This is a genomic window from Enterobacter sp. NFIX59 (genome assembly GCF_900113755.1).
GTDB classification, from domain to species: Bacteria; Pseudomonadota; Gammaproteobacteria; order Enterobacterales; family Enterobacteriaceae; genus Enterobacter; species Enterobacter pseudoroggenkampii.
This window is the reverse complement of record NZ_FOQN01000012.1, coordinates 1-16382: the sequence shown is the minus strand read 5'-3', so window position 1 is coordinate 16382 and position 16382 is coordinate 1. Positions and strand designations below refer to the sequence as shown.

Genomic DNA, 16382 nt, shown 5'->3' with positions numbered 1-16382 from the left:
CGACCCGACTGGCGCGCCATGCTGGCTGGAATGACTTCCAGTGAGCTGGGCGACTGGCACCAGTTCTACCGGGAGCATTATTTTCAGGACGCGCAGCTCGATGCGCATTTCTCAGAGCTGCTTTATTCCATCTCCACTCTTTTCTTCCGCGACCCGGAACTTACCCCCGCACATTTCAGCCTGCTTTCTCCTTCCGGTATCGTCATCAGCGATGACGAGCCGGATGATGATGCGCTGATGGCCGCAGCTGAGGGGATAACAGGAGGTATCCGATATGGCCCAGCAGATTAGCGATCTGGTCATCAACCTTGACGTCGACAGCGCCACGTTTAGTGAGCAGGTTGCCCGCATAAAGGGCCAGCTCACCGGGATGGCTGAGGACTCTGAAAAAGTCCAGACGCGAATGCAGCGCGCTTCCGAGCGGCAGGCGGCTGCGTTTAAAACCGTGGGCGACGCTGGCGCGGCGGCTGCCGCAGATATGAAATCCCGCCAGTCGGCCGCAACGGAAGGGCTGACCAAAGACTGGCAGAACGTTTCAAAGTCCGTTGATGAAACTCACCGCCGCGTTACCGAGCTTAATCAGCGCATGCGTGAGAATTACGGGCAGGCCGCAGCGCTTGCCCGTCGACAGGATGAACTGGCGGCATCATTTTTCCGCCAGATTGACGGCGTTCGCCAGCTCAACGGTGAGACACAGTCGCTTGCGAACGTGCAGGCGCGCTTTCGCGCAGCCAGGGCACAGGGCAACATAACCCAGCAGGATTATCTCGCCCTTATTTCCCGCACCACGGCCCGGCAAAAAGAACTGCAGATCGTGGAGGAAAAATCGGCCGCAGCGCGCACGCGATTCCTCAGCCAGCTGAAGCAACAGGTTGCAGAGCAAAAGCTCTCCGGTACCGAGCTGCTGCGCATGAAGGCGGCGCAGGTCGGTGCCAGCGATGCGGCTGAGGTCTATATCCGCAAGCTTGAAGTTGCCAAAGTGGCCACGCTTGGTCTGGGGCTGCAAAGTGCTGCTGCCCGGCAGGAGCTGGGGGTACTTATCGGCGAGGTCATGCGCGGTAACTTCGGTGCGCTGCGCGGCTCCGGGATCACGCTGGCGAACCGGGCAGGATGGATAGACCAGCTGCTGTCGCTGCGCGGCCTGGGGATCGCCGGCCTGGTTGGTGGGATTGCCGCGGCGGTATTCGGGCTGGGTAAGGCCTGGTATGACGGCAGCAAAGAGTCTGAGGAATTTAACAGGCAGCTGATCCTGACCGGGAACTACGCGGGGAAAACATCAGGGCAGCTGCAGGCGCTGGCGCGCTCGCTGGCAGGTAATGGCATCACGCAGCATGCCGCTGCAGGCGTGCTGGCGCAGGTCGTTGGCAGCGGCGCGTTCAGCGGTAATGACGTCAGCATGGTCAGCAATGTTGCCGCCAGGCTGCAGCAGGCTACCGGACAGGCCGTCGACGAAACCATAAATCAATTTAAACGCCTGAAGGATGATCCGGTTAACGCAGTCGCTACGCTCAACGATTCCCTTCACTTTCTGACGGCTACCCAGTATGAACAGATAGCTTCTGCTCAGGCGCTGGGGGATTCGCAGAAAGCTGCCGAGTTGGCCATGCGGGCATATTCCGACGCGGTCATTCAGCGCGCCGGGGCGGTCGAGGATAATCTTGGCTCCCTCGAAAAAGCCTGGAACTGGGTGAAGAATGCCGCCTCCGGCGCATGGGATGCGATGCTTGGCATAGGGCGTAATCCTGACTCCGCGATGAAGCGCCAGGACTCTTTTGCTGAATGGCAGGCAGCAGAGAAAGAGTACCGCGCGCTGTCCAGCAATCTTAAAGTCGATCCGGATTATGCCGGTAACAACGTTCTGCAGAAAGCGGATGCGGAAAGGCTGAGAAACGCGCGCCAGCAGGTGGAGCTGAAAAAGCAGGCTTACGATCTTGCCGATCAGCAATATGCCCAGGAAGGGCTGGCAGCCGCGCGGGAAAAAATGCGGACGGACCAGCAGGCTCAGGCAATCCGCAGCCAGCAGCAGTTTAATCAGCTGGTGGAGTCCGGCGCGACGGCGGCAGAAAAGCGGGCTTCAGCAGAGAAAAAGCTGAGTCAGCTTATTGAGAAAAACCGCCAGGATGCGAAAGACGGTGTCGCCACGCTGTGGACTGAAAAGGACATTGCCGCGGCCCGCGCCGGGATTGAAAAGCAGTGGAAGGATCCAAAAACGCCGAAAGGCAAAAGCTACTCAACGCCCGCCGGGGATAAAGCCGAGGAAAAGGCGCAGGCCGAACTTCTCACCCTTCAGGCCCAGCTTAAAACGCTCGAGCAGCATACCAGCGTGAACGACGTCATAAGCAAACAGCGTCAGGATCTCTGGCAGACTGAAAATCAGTTCACCGTTCTGCAGGAGGCCGCGGGGCGTCGACAGCTTACGGTACAGGAAAAATCCCTGCTGGCGCACAAGGAAGAAACGCTTGAGTACAAGCGGCAGCTGGCCGACCTGGGCGATAAGGTTGCCAGCCAGCAAAAGCTCAACCAGCTGGCCGATCAGGCCGTGAAGTTTGAGCAGCAGCAAAAAGCCGCCAGGGCGGGCCTGCAGGCTCAGTCTGAGGGGGTATCCAGCCGGGAAGCCGGGCGACAAACTACGCTGCAACGCCTCAGCGAAAGCTATTCCTACAGTCCTCAGGCACAGCAAAAGGTTCTGGAAGAGCAAAGGGCGACGTTCGAGGCTGAAGATGCCCTGCGCGCAAACTGGCTGGCCGGTGCTAAACAAGGCTGGGCTGAATATCAGGACTCAGCGACAAACGTCTTCAGCTCGGTACAGCAGATTTCGCAGGCAACGTTCAGCGGGCTGGCGGGCCAGCTTACCAGCCTGACAACAACCGGGAAGGCGAGCTTCAGGGACTTCACGACGTCGATCCTCAAAATGATTGTCTCCGTTATCAACCAGCTGCTGGTGGCCTACACCATCCAGAGCGCGATGGGCTGGGTGAATGGTGGTACCAATACAGCATCTGCAGGTCAGTCATTTTCGGTTCCGTCTTTCCGCCCTACGGGCTTTGACGCAGGCGGCTTTACCGGGCATGGCGGCAAGTACGAGCCAGCCGGTATCGTTCACCGCGGGGAGTTCGTCTTCACCAAAGAGTCAACCAGCCGCATCGGCGTGGCCAATCTTTATCGGCTGATGCGCGGGTATGCATCCGGTGGTCTGGTCGGCGGGGGGAGCGCAGCAGCTTCTGGTATCGGTGGGATTAACGTTTACGCACCCGTTTCAGTGACTACAGCGCAGTCTAACGATACGAAGCAGCAACAGAGTGGTGATGGTGCACTTGCTCAGGCTTATCAGAAAGTGGTTGATCGTTCGGTCCGCGAAGGCATCGCGCGCGAAATAAGGCCTGGGGGAATCATCTGGAATGCCAATAAACAGAGGTAAATGATGGCCATAGAGCATTTTGCATGGAAGATTCAGGCAGCAAGCCAGCCCACTCTGAGCAGCAAAGATACAGTCAGAACGGCGCAGTTCGGTGATGGGTACAAGCAGGTATGTGGTTCTGGCCTGAACGATGAGGTTCTAAATTATGCCTTTTCTTTTACTGGCGATCCGGTAACAGCCAGGGAGATTCATTCATTCCTGCGGAGGCATAAAACCAAGTCTTTCACATTCACTCCACCTGGTGGTGATCTAGCCCTCTGGCGTGTTGAGGCTGACAGCCTTCAGCGAGTCACCCTGAATAAAAAAGTGGAAACCGTAACCGCAACGTTTGAACAGGCATTTGCACCATGAGCCTTAATGCTGATTATCAAAAACTCGAGCCGGGCAATGAAGTCCGGCTTTTTTCTGTCGATGGTACGGCCTTCGGCATGTCAGATGTGCTTTTCTTCCATGCGCATAATATCGCGCATACACCAGAAGAGATTGATGCTGCTGGTGGGGATGAAAGTAAACTGCCAGCGAAATCCATCTGGTGGCAGGGGCAGGAATACAAAGCGTGGCCCTGCCAGATTGAGGGGATTGAGGTTTCCACCAGTGGGAGCAGCGCGCAGCCTAAATTATCTGTTGCTAACCTCGACAGCTCTATCACTGCGCTCTGTCTTGCCTATGATGATCTGCTGCAGGCGAAGGTCACTATCCATGATACGTTGGCCTGCTACCTTGATGCCCGAAATTTTCCAGACGGGAACCCAGCGGCAGACCCTACGCAGGAAAAGGTGAAAGTATTTTACATCGATGCCAAAACCGCAGAGACGAACGAGTCCGTGGAGTTCACACTTTCAAGTCCGATGGACCTGCAGGGACTGATGATTCCGACGCGACAGCTGCATTCGCTCTGTACCTGGTGCATCCGGAATAAGTATCGCACCGGCGACGGCTGCGACTATGCCGGGACCAACTATTTCGACAAAAACAATAACCCGGTCAGCGATCCGTCCCTGGATGAATGCAGCGGCACTCTGACGGCCTGCAAACTTCGGTTCGGCGAAAATAACGAACTCTCGTTTGGTGGCTTCCCGGGGACGTCTTTGATCAGGAGCTGATATGCATCAGAAAACCATTGATGCCATTATTGCGCATGCTGCAGCTGAATATCCTCGTGAGTGCTGTGGCGTCGTGGCGCAGAAAAGCCGCGTTGAACGTTATTTCCCATGCCGTAATCTTGCCGAGGCGCCAGAGGACAATTTTGTCCTTTGTCCGGAAGATTACGCAGCAGCTGAAGACTGGGGAACTGTGATCGCCATTGCTCACAGTCACCCTGATGCCACGACGCAACCAAGCGAACTGGATAAAGCGCAATGCGATGCAACGCTTTTACCCTGGCACATCGTGAGCTGGCCGGAGGGGGATTTACGCACCATTCAGCCGCGTGGAGAACTGCCACTGCTGGAGCGTCCGTTTGTGCTCGGACACTATGACTGCTGGGGGCTGGTCATGAGCTATTTCCGGCAAACCCACGGTATCGAGCTCCACGACTATCGGGTTGACTATCCCTGGTGGGAAAAGGGCTATCCGGACAACTTCTATCAGGATTGCTGGTACGAGTGCGGCTTCCGGGAATTCGACGGACCACCGAGGCCTGGCGATATGGTTATCATGCAGGTCCAGGCCGATAAATGGAATCACGCGGGGATCCTGCTTGAGGGCAATATGCTACTGCATCATCTGTACGGACATCTTAGCCAGCGCGTGCCGTATGGTGGTTACTGGCAGGAACGGACGATGAAGATTTTACGTTACAAATCTCTGTGCTAACCTTTTGCAAAACCATAGGGGTTAGGGATATGAAAAAAACATTATTGGCATTTTCATTGTTAATTATGGCTGGTTGTTCGACAGAGCCAGTTCTCCCGCAGTATGCAAAAGAAGTGTCAGCACCAAAAGAATTTCAACAGAAAACAAACACAACTGCCGTGACTATCATTCGCGATAAAGGTTTCGTTGCTGGTGGGTGCGCTATTACAACCTATATCAATGGTAAGTATTTGGCTGAACTTGATACTGGGGAAAAAGTTACTGCTTTCTTAAACCCTGGCGATGTATTGGTTGGAGCAGGGTTTGCCGGGAAAGGCCTATGTAATGGCGCACCTAAAAAAGAACGGGAGTTTTCAATAAAAGAAAATGCTCCACGAGCTTTAAGGATATTTATCGACCAAAGTGGGAATGTGGACATACTCCCGATGTCGATAAACTAGAGTCTATTTTTAATATTAAAAGGCCACCTTCGGGTGGTTTTTTTTATCGGGGTGATTCATGTCAGATGTAATGACACGCATTGAACTTGGCGGCGTTCTAGGAAAGACTTTTGGTAAAACACATTATCGCTCGATAAGCACAACCCAAGAAGCCTGCAAAGCCTTATCTGCAACGATTAATGGTTTCGAAAAATTCATGAATACGAGTAAGCAAAGAGGACTTTCTTATGCGGTTTTTCGTGGGAAGAAAAATATAGGCATTGATGAATTAGGTTTTCCTGTTAAGGGTGAGGTTATAAGAATAGTACCAGTGCCGATTGGAAGTAAAAAAGCAGGTGTATTACAAACTATTTTAGGTGCGGTATTAGTAGCAGTAGGGGTGGTATTGAATTTCACACCATTTGCTGGAGCATCACCATTTTTCTATCAAGCTGGTGGCGCTTTGATCCTTGGTGGTGTTGTCCAAATGCTATCACCTCAACCAACCGGATTAGCCAGCAAACAAAGCGCAGACAACCGCGCCTCATACGCGTTCGGTGGAGTGACAAACACCGCTGCTCAGGGCTACCCGGTACCGCTGCTTTATGGTCGCCGGCGAATCGGCGGAGCGATTATTTCAGCCGGAATTTATGTCGAAGATCAGCAGTAGATAACAAACCTTTTTTCAGGCCACCTTCGGGTGGCTTTTTTATGGGCGCAATATGGCTACAGAAAAAGTGTTAAAGGGCCGCAAGGGCGGCAGTTCCAGTTCCCGAACCCCTACTGAACAGCCAGATGATCTTCAATCTGTAGCGAAGGCTAAAATCCTCGTTGCGCTTGGGGAAGGGGAATTTGCAGGGCAGCTAACCGGCAAAGATATCTACCTGGACGGAACGGCGCTTGAGAACGCCGACGGCTCCCAAAACTTCAGCGGTGTGACGTGGGCGTTTCGTGCGGGGTCGCAGGCGCAAAATTACATTCAGGGCATTCCCGGTACAGAAAATGAAATCAGCGTGGGTACAGAAGTATCAAGCGCTACAGCATGGACACGCACGTTCACCAATACGCAGCTATCAGCGGTTCGTCTGCGTCTGAAATGGCCCTCACTTTTCAAGCAGGAGGACGACGGGGATCTGGTCGGCTATTCGATTAACTACGCGATCGACCTGCAGACGGACGGCGGAACATGGCAGACGGTACTCAATACCAGCGTGACCGGGAAAACGACATCAGGTTATGAGCGCAGCCACCGAATTGATTTACCGCAGGCTGGCAGCACCTGGACAATTCGACTGCGTAAAATTACCGCCGATGCCAACAGCGCGAAGATCGGCGATACGATGACCCTGCAGAGCTTCACTGAGGTGATTGACGCCAAGTTACGTTATCCAAACACAGCGCTGCTCTACATCGAATTCGACTCCAGCCAGTTTAACGGCTCTATCCCTCAGATCTCCTGCGAGCCCCGCGGCCGCGTAATCCGCGTGCCAGATACTTACGACCCAGAAACCCGTACCTACAGCGGCACATGGACCGGTGTGTTTAAATGGGCATGGACGGACAATCCCGCGTGGATTTTTTACGATCTGGTTGTTTCTGACCGGTTCGGCCTCGGCCACCGCTTAACAGCTGCTAACATCGATAAATGGACGCTTTATCAGGTTGCCCAGTATTGCGATCAGATGGTACCTGACGGCAAAGGGGGTAACGGTACCGAACCGCGTTATACCTGCAACGTGTACATTCAGGATCGGAATGATGCTTACACAGTCCTCCGCGATTTTGCTGCCATCTTCCGTGGCATGACCTACTGGGGTGGGGATCAGATTGTGGCCCTGGCAGACATGCCGCGCGATGTAGATTACAGCTATACGCGCGCTAACGTTATTGAAGGGCGTTTTACCTATTCGAGCAGTACCACGAAAACCCGCTATACCACGGCGCTGGTGTCATGGTCCGATCCGGGCAACGCCTACGCCGATGCTATGGAGCCCGTATTTGAGCAGGCGCTGGTTGCGCGGTACGGTTTTAACCAACTGGAAATGACCGCCATCGGCTGCACCAGACAGTCAGAGGCGAACCGAAAGGGGCGCTGGGGCATTCTCACCAACAACAAGGATCGTGTTGTTTCGTTTGATGTCGGTCTGGACGGAAACATACCACAGCCGGGGTACATCATTGCCGTGGCAGACGAGCTGCTGTCCGGAAGGGTTATGGGCGGCCGCATCAGTGCCGTAAACGGTCGCGTTATCAAACTTGACCGCGTTGCTGATGCAGAAGCTGGTGATCGCCTGATTCTCAACCTTCCCTCAGGAGCGTCACAGAGCAGGACCATTCAGGCTGTGAACGGCCAATCAGTCACAGTCACTACTGCATACAGTGAGACCCCACAGACCGAAGCTGTTTGGGTGGTTGAATCTGACGAGCTTTACGCGCAGCAGTATCGTGTTGTCAGCGTTTCTGATAACGATAATGGCACTTTCTCGATTACCGCCGCATGGCACGACCCGGATAAATATGACCGTATTGATACCGGAGCCATCATTGACCAGCGGCCGGTGAGTGTGATCCCGCCGGGTAACCAGTCGCCGCCTTCGAACATCGTGATCAGCTCGTTTTCCGTGGTGCAGCAAAATATCAGCGTTGAGACCATGCGCGTGAGCTGGGACCAGGCGCAGAACGCTATCGCCTATGAAGCGCAATGGCGCCGCAATGACGGGAACTGGGTTAACGTGCCGCGCAGCTCCACCACGTCATTCGACGTCCCGGGGATTTACGCCGGACGCTATCTGGTGCGCGTGCGTGCTATTAATGCCGCTGAAATTTCCTCAGGATGGGGATATTCGGAAGAGAAGACACTGACGGGCAAAGTAGGAAACCCACCTAAGCCAGTAGGATTCACGGCCACGGGTATTAACTGGGGCATTCGTCTTAACTGGGGCTTCCCGGCAAACACTGGCGATACGCTAAAAACGGAAATTCAGTACACTGCCAACAGTGACTTTTCAGACCCACTCTTGCTCTCAGATGTGCCTTATCCATCTGCGGAATACACCCAGCTCGGCCTTAAAGCAGGGCAGGAATTCTGGTACCGCGCGCAACTGGTAGACAGAACGGGTAACGAGTCCGGGTATACCGACTGGATCAGGGGGATGTCTAACGATAACGCCGATGATTATCTGGGTGATATTGCAGACGATTTCCTTACCTCTGCTGATGGGGAGCGCCTCACTGGTGACATCGATACCAACATTGAGGGAATTCTTCATAACGCTCTGGCGAACCACGGAACAGTCGAGCACCAGTGGGCACAATACGGGGAAGTGCGTGCCGATATTCTGGTTGTTAAAACGACCATTGCTGACGTGAGCCAGGCAATGGCGGAGATGTCCACTCAGGTGCAGGCGCAGTTTAACGATGTGACGGCAGCTCTTGAAGACAAGCTGACGGCAGTCGTGGACGCCACCGGCGCATCAGCCATTTATACGCTGAAAACGGGTGTCAGGATTAATGGCGTGATGTACAACGCCGGGATGTCGATTGCCGTCCTGGCTGAGGCAGGAAAACCGGTAGTAACTAGGGTTGGTTTTAACGCTAATCAGTTTGTGCTGATGAGCGGCAGTGGTGACACCCAGTACTCTCCATTCGCTGTAATCAATGGCCAGGTATTTATCAGCTCAGCGTTTATTCAGGATGGCAGCATTACTAACGCGAAGATAGGTAATTACATACGCTCATCAAACTATGTAGCTGGTCCTGGTGGTGCCGGGTGGAATATTGATAAGGGCGGGAATTGTGAGCTTCATGGGGCGCTTTACGCTACCAGCGGCAACTTCGCGTTCACCGGTAACGGTAACGGCGTCACCATTGACGGGAAGGGAGTAAAAGTCGACCTCGGCGGTGGTGATATGATGATTCTTGGGGAGTGGCCATAATGCCAAGAGGATTACGAATACCTTATAACGACGGAGGACCGGCAATGGAAATAACAGCCGGGCTCCGCTGCCCTTCATTTTGCCAGAATGTTAGCGATGCCGGTTCGGGGAACCAGTTCACAATTAACCAGCGAGTTGATGGAAGTCAGATCGTCCTTATTCCGCGCAATACTGTCGACAGATTTTGGGTTGGCACCAATCTGATTCCAACCATTGTCATGCTGGATGGTTTTACCGTAAACGGCAATACCATGACCATGAACAACTGGCGGAGTGATGGCCTTGGGAGCTCTCGTACTTTTGCCTCATCAATCTGGCAAATTCTACCGACCTCTTCAGGTAGGGGGTTGCTGATTAAGGACAGCACGGATTTCCTCTCAATCACTGATGCCACGATGTCGGGATACTGCGTCTGGCGCGGTACCGTCACCTTCACCGGAAGCTGGTCTACCCCAACGACAAACATCTCCCGCGATCGTTATATGGTGTTCGCCAAATGGAGTGCTGATAACGTCACCATCGAATTCGACGGCTCGAATATTATTGCAACAAAAGACCACTCCGGCCTCGATCAGGATGCTACGGTCACCATGCAAATCGCAATTTTTGCCAGTGGCGTAAGCCCGACGCCTGGGAGGGGGCTAAATATCATTAAGGGTGGTGTCTGTGTATTCTCCACCACGCGCAGGCCATTTGTGTACCGGAACCAGACCTATATACCATCATGGTCAAATACCGATATTGGCGAGGGCATGATTTTGCTTGGCCGCTATGGCTATAACAGCGAGGTTTACACCGGCTGGGACTATTTGAAATGGGCGGGCCTGATCCGCAGCGGCAATCTGGTGCGTGCCGGGAGGGGAAGAAATGCTGCTTCGTGGACATCGAAATACAGCGTCGTAGGACGAAGGCTGACAAGTCTATCCATCCCCGTTATTGATGCAATTTACTGACAACCCGCTCCGGCGGGTTTTTTATTATCTGAATTCAGGAGTCCATTATGTCGGCAGGAACCATTACCCTGACAAACGGGTCCGCCATTGTTGGCGGTTCCGGAACCTCATTCGCAACAGAACTCACCGCAGGGGACTTCATTGTCTCTACTGTGGGGGGTGTTCCTTTTACGCTGCCGGTGAAATCAGTCGAGAGCAATACCCAGCTGACACTGGTCATCAACTTTACCGGGCCAACGCAATCCGGTGCGGCCTGGTCAGCGGTCCCGCGCGTGGCGCTGAACATGGTAACTGCTGCGCTGGTGGCGCAAAGTGCTGAAGCACTGCGTGGACTGAATTACGACAAACAGAACTGGCAGCAGGTTTACAGTGCCGCTGGAAACATCACAGTGAAGCTGCCAGACGGCACTACCTTCACCGGCCCGTCATGGAAATACCTGTCTGACAATATGGCGACTAAGAACGGCGGAGCCGTACCTGTTAATCAGGGCGGTACCGGATCGACAACCGAATCAGGTGCACGCACAAACCTCGGTTTGGGAAGTGCAGCTCTGAAAAATGTTGGTTTAAATCCTGGAGACATTGCAACCGTCCATTCCGGGCGAGGATCATCAGCAAACCCAGTTCAAAAAATCTGGGATGGGATATATGAGCCGGGAGTAGCTGGGGCATTGTTTCCTGAAAGTTGTGTAATTCAGGTATTGCCGGGTCCGACATCATCTGAGTGGGGAGAATTGGGTATAGGGTATGGGCAGTCAAACAGGGCGTTCATTGCAAAGGCATCTTACAGTTCCACAATACCTACTGGAAATATTACGGTGATGGAGCTGTGGCACTCACATAATACAACGGTCGATGCGAACGGTTTTCTTAAGCGAGCTTCTCCAGTAGTGAAGATCTTTAAAGATGGCGATTATGAAACTAACGACGAATCAGCAGGGGTTACTGTCACTCGTCTGGATGTCGGCCAATATCTGATTGAAGGTTGTGAAGCACTCAATTCAGACGCTGCCTGGGGGGGGATCGACGGAGGGTTTGAGATTCCCACAGACCGGAATAAACAACCGCTGATTTGGCTGGATTATGAGGTTAATGCCGATGGTTCTGTGTTGGTCAAAACCTATCATCGTACACACTCTGATGCACCAGCATTCGCCAGGAACGAACAGGACGGTATAAACGATGGAGATCCTGTCGATATCCCTGCTGATCAGTTCGTCTGCGTTCGGGTAGAAATGCCGACTGGTTGTTTATTCAACCAAAAAAATAAAGTTGCTGAGACAACTCCCGACTTAAGTTGAAAAATTTACAAACGGCATAATTCGAAGCGCGTGAGAAACTTAGAAACGAAACGGCGAAGCTTTAAGCAGTGACGGTAGGGCCTGTATCTTGCGGACACTTAGAAATAAAACTACTGTATATAAAAACAGTATTTAGGGTGTGTATTATGGAATTCATCAGGCCAACAGAACTGCGAGAAATTATCGCTCTCCCGCTTTTCAGTGACTTAGTTCAGTGCGGTTTCCCAAGCCCCGCAGCTGATTACGTTGAACAGCGTATCGATCTCAATGAGTTACTTGTCGCTCATCCGAGCTCCACCTATTTCGTCAAAGCCGCAGGTGATTCAATGATCGAAGCCGGGATCAGCGATGGTGATCTGCTGGTGGTGGACAGCTCGCGCACAGCTGAGCACGGTGACATTGTCATTGCCGCGGTGGAAGGGGAATTTACTGTTAAACGCCTGCAGCTACGCCCGACAGTCCAACTCATCCCAATGAATAGCGCCTACAGTCCGATTGTTGTAGGCAGCGAAGAAACGCTTGACGTGTTCGGTGTCGTAACTTTCATAGTTAAATCTGCGAGCTGAACATGTTTGCGCTCTGTGATGTGAATTCGTTCTACGCATCATGCGAGACGGTGTTCAGGCCAGATCTGAGAGGGCGCCCGGTTGTCGTTCTCTCGAATAATGATGGCTGCGTAATCGCGCGCAGCGCCGAGGCCAAGGCCGCTGGAATTACTATGGGAGAGCCGTTCTTTAAGCAAAAGGAGTTGTTCCGGCGCGCTGGCGTGGTTTGCTTCAGCAGCAATTACGAGCTTTATGCTGACATGTCCAACCGGGTAATGACGACGCTTGAGGAAATGAGCCCCCGCGTCGAAATTTACAGCATTGACGAGGCTTTCTGCGACCTTACTGGCGTTCGCAACTGCCGGGACCTGACCGAGTTTGGCAAGGAGATCCGCGCTACGGTTCTGAAGCGTACGCACCTTACCGTTGGCGTTGGCATTGCCCAGACAAAAACACTTGCTAAACTCGCCAATCACGCTGCAAAGAAATGGCAGCGGCAGACGGGCGGGGTAGTTGACCTGTCAAATATCGATCGGCAGCGTAGGCTGTTGGCGATCGTGCCTGTAGAGGATGTTTGGGGTGTTGGTCGCAGAATCAGTAAGAAGCTAAATGCCATGGGCATCAAAACGGCGCTGGACCTTTCCGAGCAAAGCACCTGGATTATCCGCAAACACTTCAATGTTGTACTTGAGCGAACCGTCCGGGAACTGCGCGGCGAGCCCTGTCTCGATCTGGAGGAATTTGCGCCTGCAAAGCAGGAAATCGTCTGCAGCCGGTCATTCGGCGAACGCGTTACCGACTATGAGCAGATGCGCCAGGCTATTTGCTCTTATGCCGCCCGCGGAGCTGAAAAGCTCCGCGGTGAGCACCAGTATTGCCGCTTTATCTCAGCGTTCGTGAAGACCTCTCCCTTTGCGCTTAACGAACCATATTATGGTAATAGCGCCTCAATGAAGTTGCTCACTCCAACGCAGGATAGCCGAGACATTATCAACGCCGCGGTAAAGTGCCTGGACAAAATCTGGCAGGATGGACACCGGTACCAGAAAGCCGGCATTATGCTCGGCGATTTCTTCAGCCAGGGTGTGGCTCAGCTTAACTTGTTTGACGAGAATGCGCCGCGAGCGGGTAGCGAAAGGTTGATGGAGGTTCTCGATCACCTGAACGCTAAAGACGGTAAAGGAACCCTTTACTTTGCCGGGCAGGGAATACAGCAGCATTGGCAGATGAAACGCGAAATGCTGTCGCCGCGGTATACGACAAGATATTCAGACTTGCTAAGGGTTCGATGATTTTCCTGATGCCTCGGTCCGCTTTGTATTAGAGACGGACGTTGAATAAGATTATGTTATGCTATTTTATGATGTGCTGGTATTGGATCATCAGATACGCTAAGGATCATTTATGTCTTCACAAAAAAAAATAGAGCGCTTCGTGGCAACGGACGTTAACGGTGCCATCTGGTTGCGATTGAAACGACTCACAAGCTCGCAACTTTGTAAAAAAATAATCCAAAACAATCATCCCTCGCTACAAGAAGATGAATATATTAATAAATCGGTTGGAATGTCATCTGCAATAAGAAGTGCAATCGGATATTGGGAAACCCAAAATGGGGGGTTGAATTCAAAAATCCTCTCCAGATATTATGCTTTATTGCAGCTAAGTTTGGCTGAGCAAATTTCATCAGGAAACCCTAAGGATGATTTGAAAACTGTCCAAAAGCATACCGAATCAGGGCATGGACTATTTACGAAGACTGTTGATAATGCAACCTTCCCTGATAATATATTTATTGGGTGTGTTAGGAGTGGACATTTTTATTCTTATGCAAAAAGTATTGGCATTGACATTAAAAAATATTCATCCGAGCGACGCCCACGGGATGATGAAGAGTTAAAATCGTCATGCACCTATACATTGACTGATTTATTAAGACGAATTCCTGAATTAACCCTTCAAATAAAAGAAACACTGGGTAAAAGTCCACTTTCATTCCAGATTGGGCATGCAAGTAGAAACATGTTATTAAGATCAAGAGGATTGTCACCGAAAGGATTATCAAGAGTGGCACCAGAATTTCCTGGGTTTACATATGCGGCAATTTATCCGAAAGGTGCCGAGGTTACTGCTGAAGAATTAAATGCTTTTAACCTTGGGATTGATGACATTGAAAAGGAAACTGAGGATAATCTAACTAGATTTGATGATGGCCATTTCGTAGGAAAAGTATTTCACCCTGAGGGTGAATTATGGTGGGATCATGTTTTAACGCACAAGTCGGGATATTGTGGAACAAGTGCTATAGTACCTTTCTGGGGAACGCAAGATCCATTTGTTTTGCACTTGGTTGTTTTTTATGCCCTAAGCATTATCGTAAGGTATCTTCCAGATACTTGGTATGAAATAGAACATGGTAAACTCGATTATATGAGTTCTCTCTTGGAAGATTACTTGGCTATTTTTGATAGCGTTCTGCCCAAACTCACTGTAGAAAGGTTAACAAAAACGCAGTTAATTGTGACTTCACCTGACAGCATGAATTCTCCCATATAGCTAAAAAAAGAAAAATAAGGTGTAGTTTAATACTATGAGTTTAATCGGATAGCCTCGGTCAGCTCCGGTCCCTGATTCTTCACATTACCCACGGCGCGCGTCACGGCGTGCCAGATAAACTTGTCGGCTGGTACGGCACCGTCGGCCGCTATCTCTTCTGCTTCTTTCCCGCCTATATCCTGGCTCATCCATTCGCGTGCCGCTTCAGGTGACAGAACCAGTGGCCTGCGGTCGTGAATGTCGACAAGACCTTTGTCAGCTGCAGACGTCACTATCAGGAAACCTTCTGCTTCATCGCCGCGCTCAAACGGTGTGCTGCCGATCGCTGCCATGAAAATGGGCTGGCCGTCGGCACGGTGGATGAAGTAGGGCTGTTTTTTGCCGCCTTCCTTCTTCCATTCAAACCAGCCATCAGCGAAACAAATCGCCCGACCATGCTGCCAGAGAGGTTTGAACATGCGGCTTGTAGCTGCTGTCTCGACTCGGGCATTTATCAGTGGCGCTTTATCCCACCACCCGGGCGCATATGACCACAGGACCGGATCAAGATGCAGCTGCTCGTCGCGTTCGCTCAGCAGCAGAACTCTAGTACCTGGCGCGACGTTGTAGCGGCCAATAGGCTCCGGGTCGTATGCGATGTCGCGATCGGCTTCTTCAGCCAAATAGGCAAGATATTCTTCACGGGTTTGTGCTTGTGCGAAACGTCCACACATAGAAACCTCCAGCCTGATGCAAACTGAAAGTATAGGGCAGGGAGAAAAAGTAGAGCGCGCTGGTTAAGTCTTACAAACGGATTCGTGGCGATTATGCTGAGCAGAAAGAGAGGCGTAAAGCGATACGTTGTGAAACTGGAAGGACCTACGTAAAGTTTCAACAATGATAAAAGAAAAAACTAAACCCGGTAGGGGAGCCGGGTTCACTGTGATGACAGTAAAGGAATTCATTCATTTGTAAGCCACATATCAGACTCTTCAAACATATCCTCCAGCATACGGTTCAACTTTTCACGATCACTTTTGCTTGCATCACTGTTCAATCCGTTAGCCTGCATAGGTTTTACCTTCACTTCAGCATCAGGGAATATGTGATGAACTCTCTTCGTCAGCTCAGCCAAAATAATTTCTCTGGCACCATCCAAACCTTGGACATTTCGCTTATCGTAAACCAACTCAACGAACATAACAGTCTCCTAAATTTCTATGAGAGGAGGTTGTATTTTTACTGTAAATATATACAGTGTCAAGGTGAGTGAAACGATTTCCAGGATGTGCTTTTTTCGTCTGTCTGAACATAAATTGCAGGTAGTTATTCCCCAGTTATTCCCCAATGTTTCCCCACAAGAAATTTGCCAATAAAAAACCAGCCATAAGAGGCTGGTTTTCAATGTGTTTTTGGTCGGCACGAGAGGATTTGAACCTCCGACCCCCGACACCCCATGAC

15 protein-coding genes are annotated in these 16382 nt (G+C 51.7%); 13 read left to right on the top strand and 2 right to left on the bottom strand.

Annotation, left to right across the window (positions count from 1 at the left end; all coding sequences use genetic code 11):
* Positions 1-18 precede the first annotated feature (18 nt).
* The 13 genes from BM007_RS22295 (at position 19) to BM007_RS23165 (ending at position 14942) form a co-directional block, all read left to right on the top strand.
* The gene (locus tag BM007_RS22295) at positions 19-291 is read left to right on the top strand and encodes a phage tail assembly protein T (protein ID WP_010429901.1); all 273 of its coding nucleotides are present in this window, start codon (positions 19-21) and stop codon (positions 289-291) included.
* A complete protein-coding gene (locus BM007_RS22290) occupies positions 275-3418 on the top strand; it encodes a phage tail tape measure protein (protein WP_090421070.1) in 3144 nt (1047 codons plus the stop codon). Before BM007_RS22295 ends, BM007_RS22290 begins: the two co-directional genes overlap by 17 nt.
* Before the next feature lie 3 nt (positions 3419-3421).
* Complete coding sequence (locus BM007_RS22285; RefSeq protein ID WP_090421130.1) at positions 3422-3769, top strand: phage tail protein; 348 nt, start codon at positions 3422-3424, stop codon at positions 3767-3769.
* Positions 3766-4521 carry a phage minor tail protein L gene (locus BM007_RS22280; RefSeq protein ID WP_090421067.1) on the top strand — a complete coding sequence of 252 codons (756 nt, stop codon included), beginning with the start codon at positions 3766-3768 and terminating at the stop codon, positions 4519-4521. Before BM007_RS22285 ends, BM007_RS22280 begins: the two co-directional genes overlap by 4 nt.
* 1 nt (position 4522) lies before the next feature.
* Positions 4523-5233 (top strand): C40 family peptidase, encoded by a 711-nt coding sequence (locus BM007_RS22275; protein WP_090421064.1) that lies wholly within the window; start codon positions 4523-4525, stop codon positions 5231-5233.
* A 29-nt stretch (positions 5234-5262) separates the two neighbouring features.
* Positions 5263-5673: a hypothetical protein gene (locus BM007_RS22270; RefSeq protein ID WP_200882527.1), complete on the top strand. Its 411-nt coding sequence runs from the start codon at positions 5263-5265 to the stop codon at positions 5671-5673.
* Positions 5674-5731: 58 nt separating this feature from the next.
* The gene (locus BM007_RS22265) at positions 5732-6322 is read left to right on the top strand and encodes a tail assembly protein (protein ID WP_090421057.1); all 591 of its coding nucleotides are present in this window, start codon (positions 5732-5734) and stop codon (positions 6320-6322) included.
* 52 nt (positions 6323-6374) lie between these two features.
* Complete coding sequence (locus BM007_RS22260) at positions 6375-9587, top strand: TipJ family phage tail tip protein (RefSeq protein ID WP_090421054.1); 3213 nt, start codon at positions 6375-6377, stop codon at positions 9585-9587.
* Complete coding sequence (locus BM007_RS22255) at positions 9587-10540, top strand: DUF6453 family protein (protein ID WP_302847493.1); 954 nt, start codon at positions 9587-9589, stop codon at positions 10538-10540. Before BM007_RS22260 ends, BM007_RS22255 begins: the two co-directional genes overlap by 1 nt.
* Positions 10541-10587: 47 nt before the next feature.
* Complete coding sequence (locus BM007_RS22250; protein ID WP_090421048.1) at positions 10588-11841, top strand: phage tail fiber protein; 1254 nt, start codon at positions 10588-10590, stop codon at positions 11839-11841.
* A gap of 146 nt (positions 11842-11987) precedes the next feature.
* Positions 11988-12407: a translesion error-prone DNA polymerase V autoproteolytic subunit gene (locus BM007_RS22245; protein ID WP_090421045.1), complete on the top strand. Its 420-nt coding sequence runs from the start codon at positions 11988-11990 to the stop codon at positions 12405-12407.
* A gap of 2 nt (positions 12408-12409) precedes the next feature.
* Positions 12410-13678, top strand: coding sequence for a Y-family DNA polymerase (locus tag BM007_RS22240; protein WP_090421041.1), 1269 nt, complete (start codon positions 12410-12412; stop codon positions 13676-13678).
* A 112-nt stretch (positions 13679-13790) separates the two neighbouring features.
* Entirely contained in the window at positions 13791-14942 is a 1152-nt protein-coding gene (locus tag BM007_RS23165; RefSeq protein ID WP_139210944.1) for a YaaC family protein, read from the top strand.
* A gap of 32 nt (positions 14943-14974) precedes the next feature.
* On the opposite strand, the gene BM007_RS22225 is transcribed toward BM007_RS23165, so the two are convergent.
* Both BM007_RS22225 and BM007_RS22220 read right to left on the bottom strand, forming a co-directional pair.
* Positions 14975-15655: an SOS response-associated peptidase gene (locus tag BM007_RS22225; RefSeq protein WP_090421032.1), complete on the bottom strand. Its 681-nt coding sequence runs from the start codon at positions 15653-15655 to the stop codon at positions 14975-14977.
* A 227-nt stretch (positions 15656-15882) separates the two neighbouring features.
* On the bottom strand, positions 15883-16122 hold the full coding sequence (locus tag BM007_RS22220) for a DinI family protein (RefSeq protein WP_068795469.1): 240 nt from the start codon (positions 16120-16122) through the stop codon (positions 15883-15885).
* Positions 16123-16382 lie beyond the last annotated feature (260 nt).

Bases quoted from the DNA above. Each gene is read 5' to 3' on its own strand.
- BM007_RS22295 (WP_010429901.1), top strand. From the start codon at position 19: ATGCTGGCTGGAATGACTTCCAGTGAGCTGGGCGACTGGCACCAGTTC.
- BM007_RS22290 (WP_090421070.1), top strand. From the start codon at position 275: ATGGCCCAGCAGATTAGCGATCTGGTCATCAACCTTGACGTCGACAGC.
- BM007_RS22285 (WP_090421130.1), top strand. From the start codon at position 3,422: ATGGCCATAGAGCATTTTGCATGGAAGATTCAGGCAGCAAGCCAGCCC.
- BM007_RS22280 (WP_090421067.1), top strand. From the start codon at position 3,766: ATGAGCCTTAATGCTGATTATCAAAAACTCGAGCCGGGCAATGAAGTC.
- BM007_RS22275 (WP_090421064.1), top strand. From the start codon at position 4,523: ATGCATCAGAAAACCATTGATGCCATTATTGCGCATGCTGCAGCTGAA.
- BM007_RS22270 (WP_200882527.1), top strand. From the start codon at position 5,263: ATGAAAAAAACATTATTGGCATTTTCATTGTTAATTATGGCTGGTTGT.
- BM007_RS22265 (WP_090421057.1), top strand. From the start codon at position 5,732: ATGTCAGATGTAATGACACGCATTGAACTTGGCGGCGTTCTAGGAAAG.
- BM007_RS22260 (WP_090421054.1), top strand. From the start codon at position 6,375: ATGGCTACAGAAAAAGTGTTAAAGGGCCGCAAGGGCGGCAGTTCCAGT.
- BM007_RS22255 (WP_302847493.1), top strand. From the start codon at position 9,587: ATGCCAAGAGGATTACGAATACCTTATAACGACGGAGGACCGGCAATG.
- BM007_RS22250 (WP_090421048.1), top strand. From the start codon at position 10,588: ATGTCGGCAGGAACCATTACCCTGACAAACGGGTCCGCCATTGTTGGC.
- BM007_RS22245 (WP_090421045.1), top strand. From the start codon at position 11,988: ATGGAATTCATCAGGCCAACAGAACTGCGAGAAATTATCGCTCTCCCG.
- BM007_RS22240 (WP_090421041.1), top strand. From the start codon at position 12,410: ATGTTTGCGCTCTGTGATGTGAATTCGTTCTACGCATCATGCGAGACG.
- BM007_RS23165 (WP_139210944.1), top strand. From the start codon at position 13,791: ATGTCTTCACAAAAAAAAATAGAGCGCTTCGTGGCAACGGACGTTAAC.
- BM007_RS22225 (WP_090421032.1), bottom strand. From the start codon at position 15,655: ATGTGTGGACGTTTCGCACAAGCACAAACCCGTGAAGAATATCTTGCC.
- BM007_RS22220 (WP_068795469.1), bottom strand. From the start codon at position 16,122: ATGTTCGTTGAGTTGGTTTACGATAAGCGAAATGTCCAAGGTTTGGAT.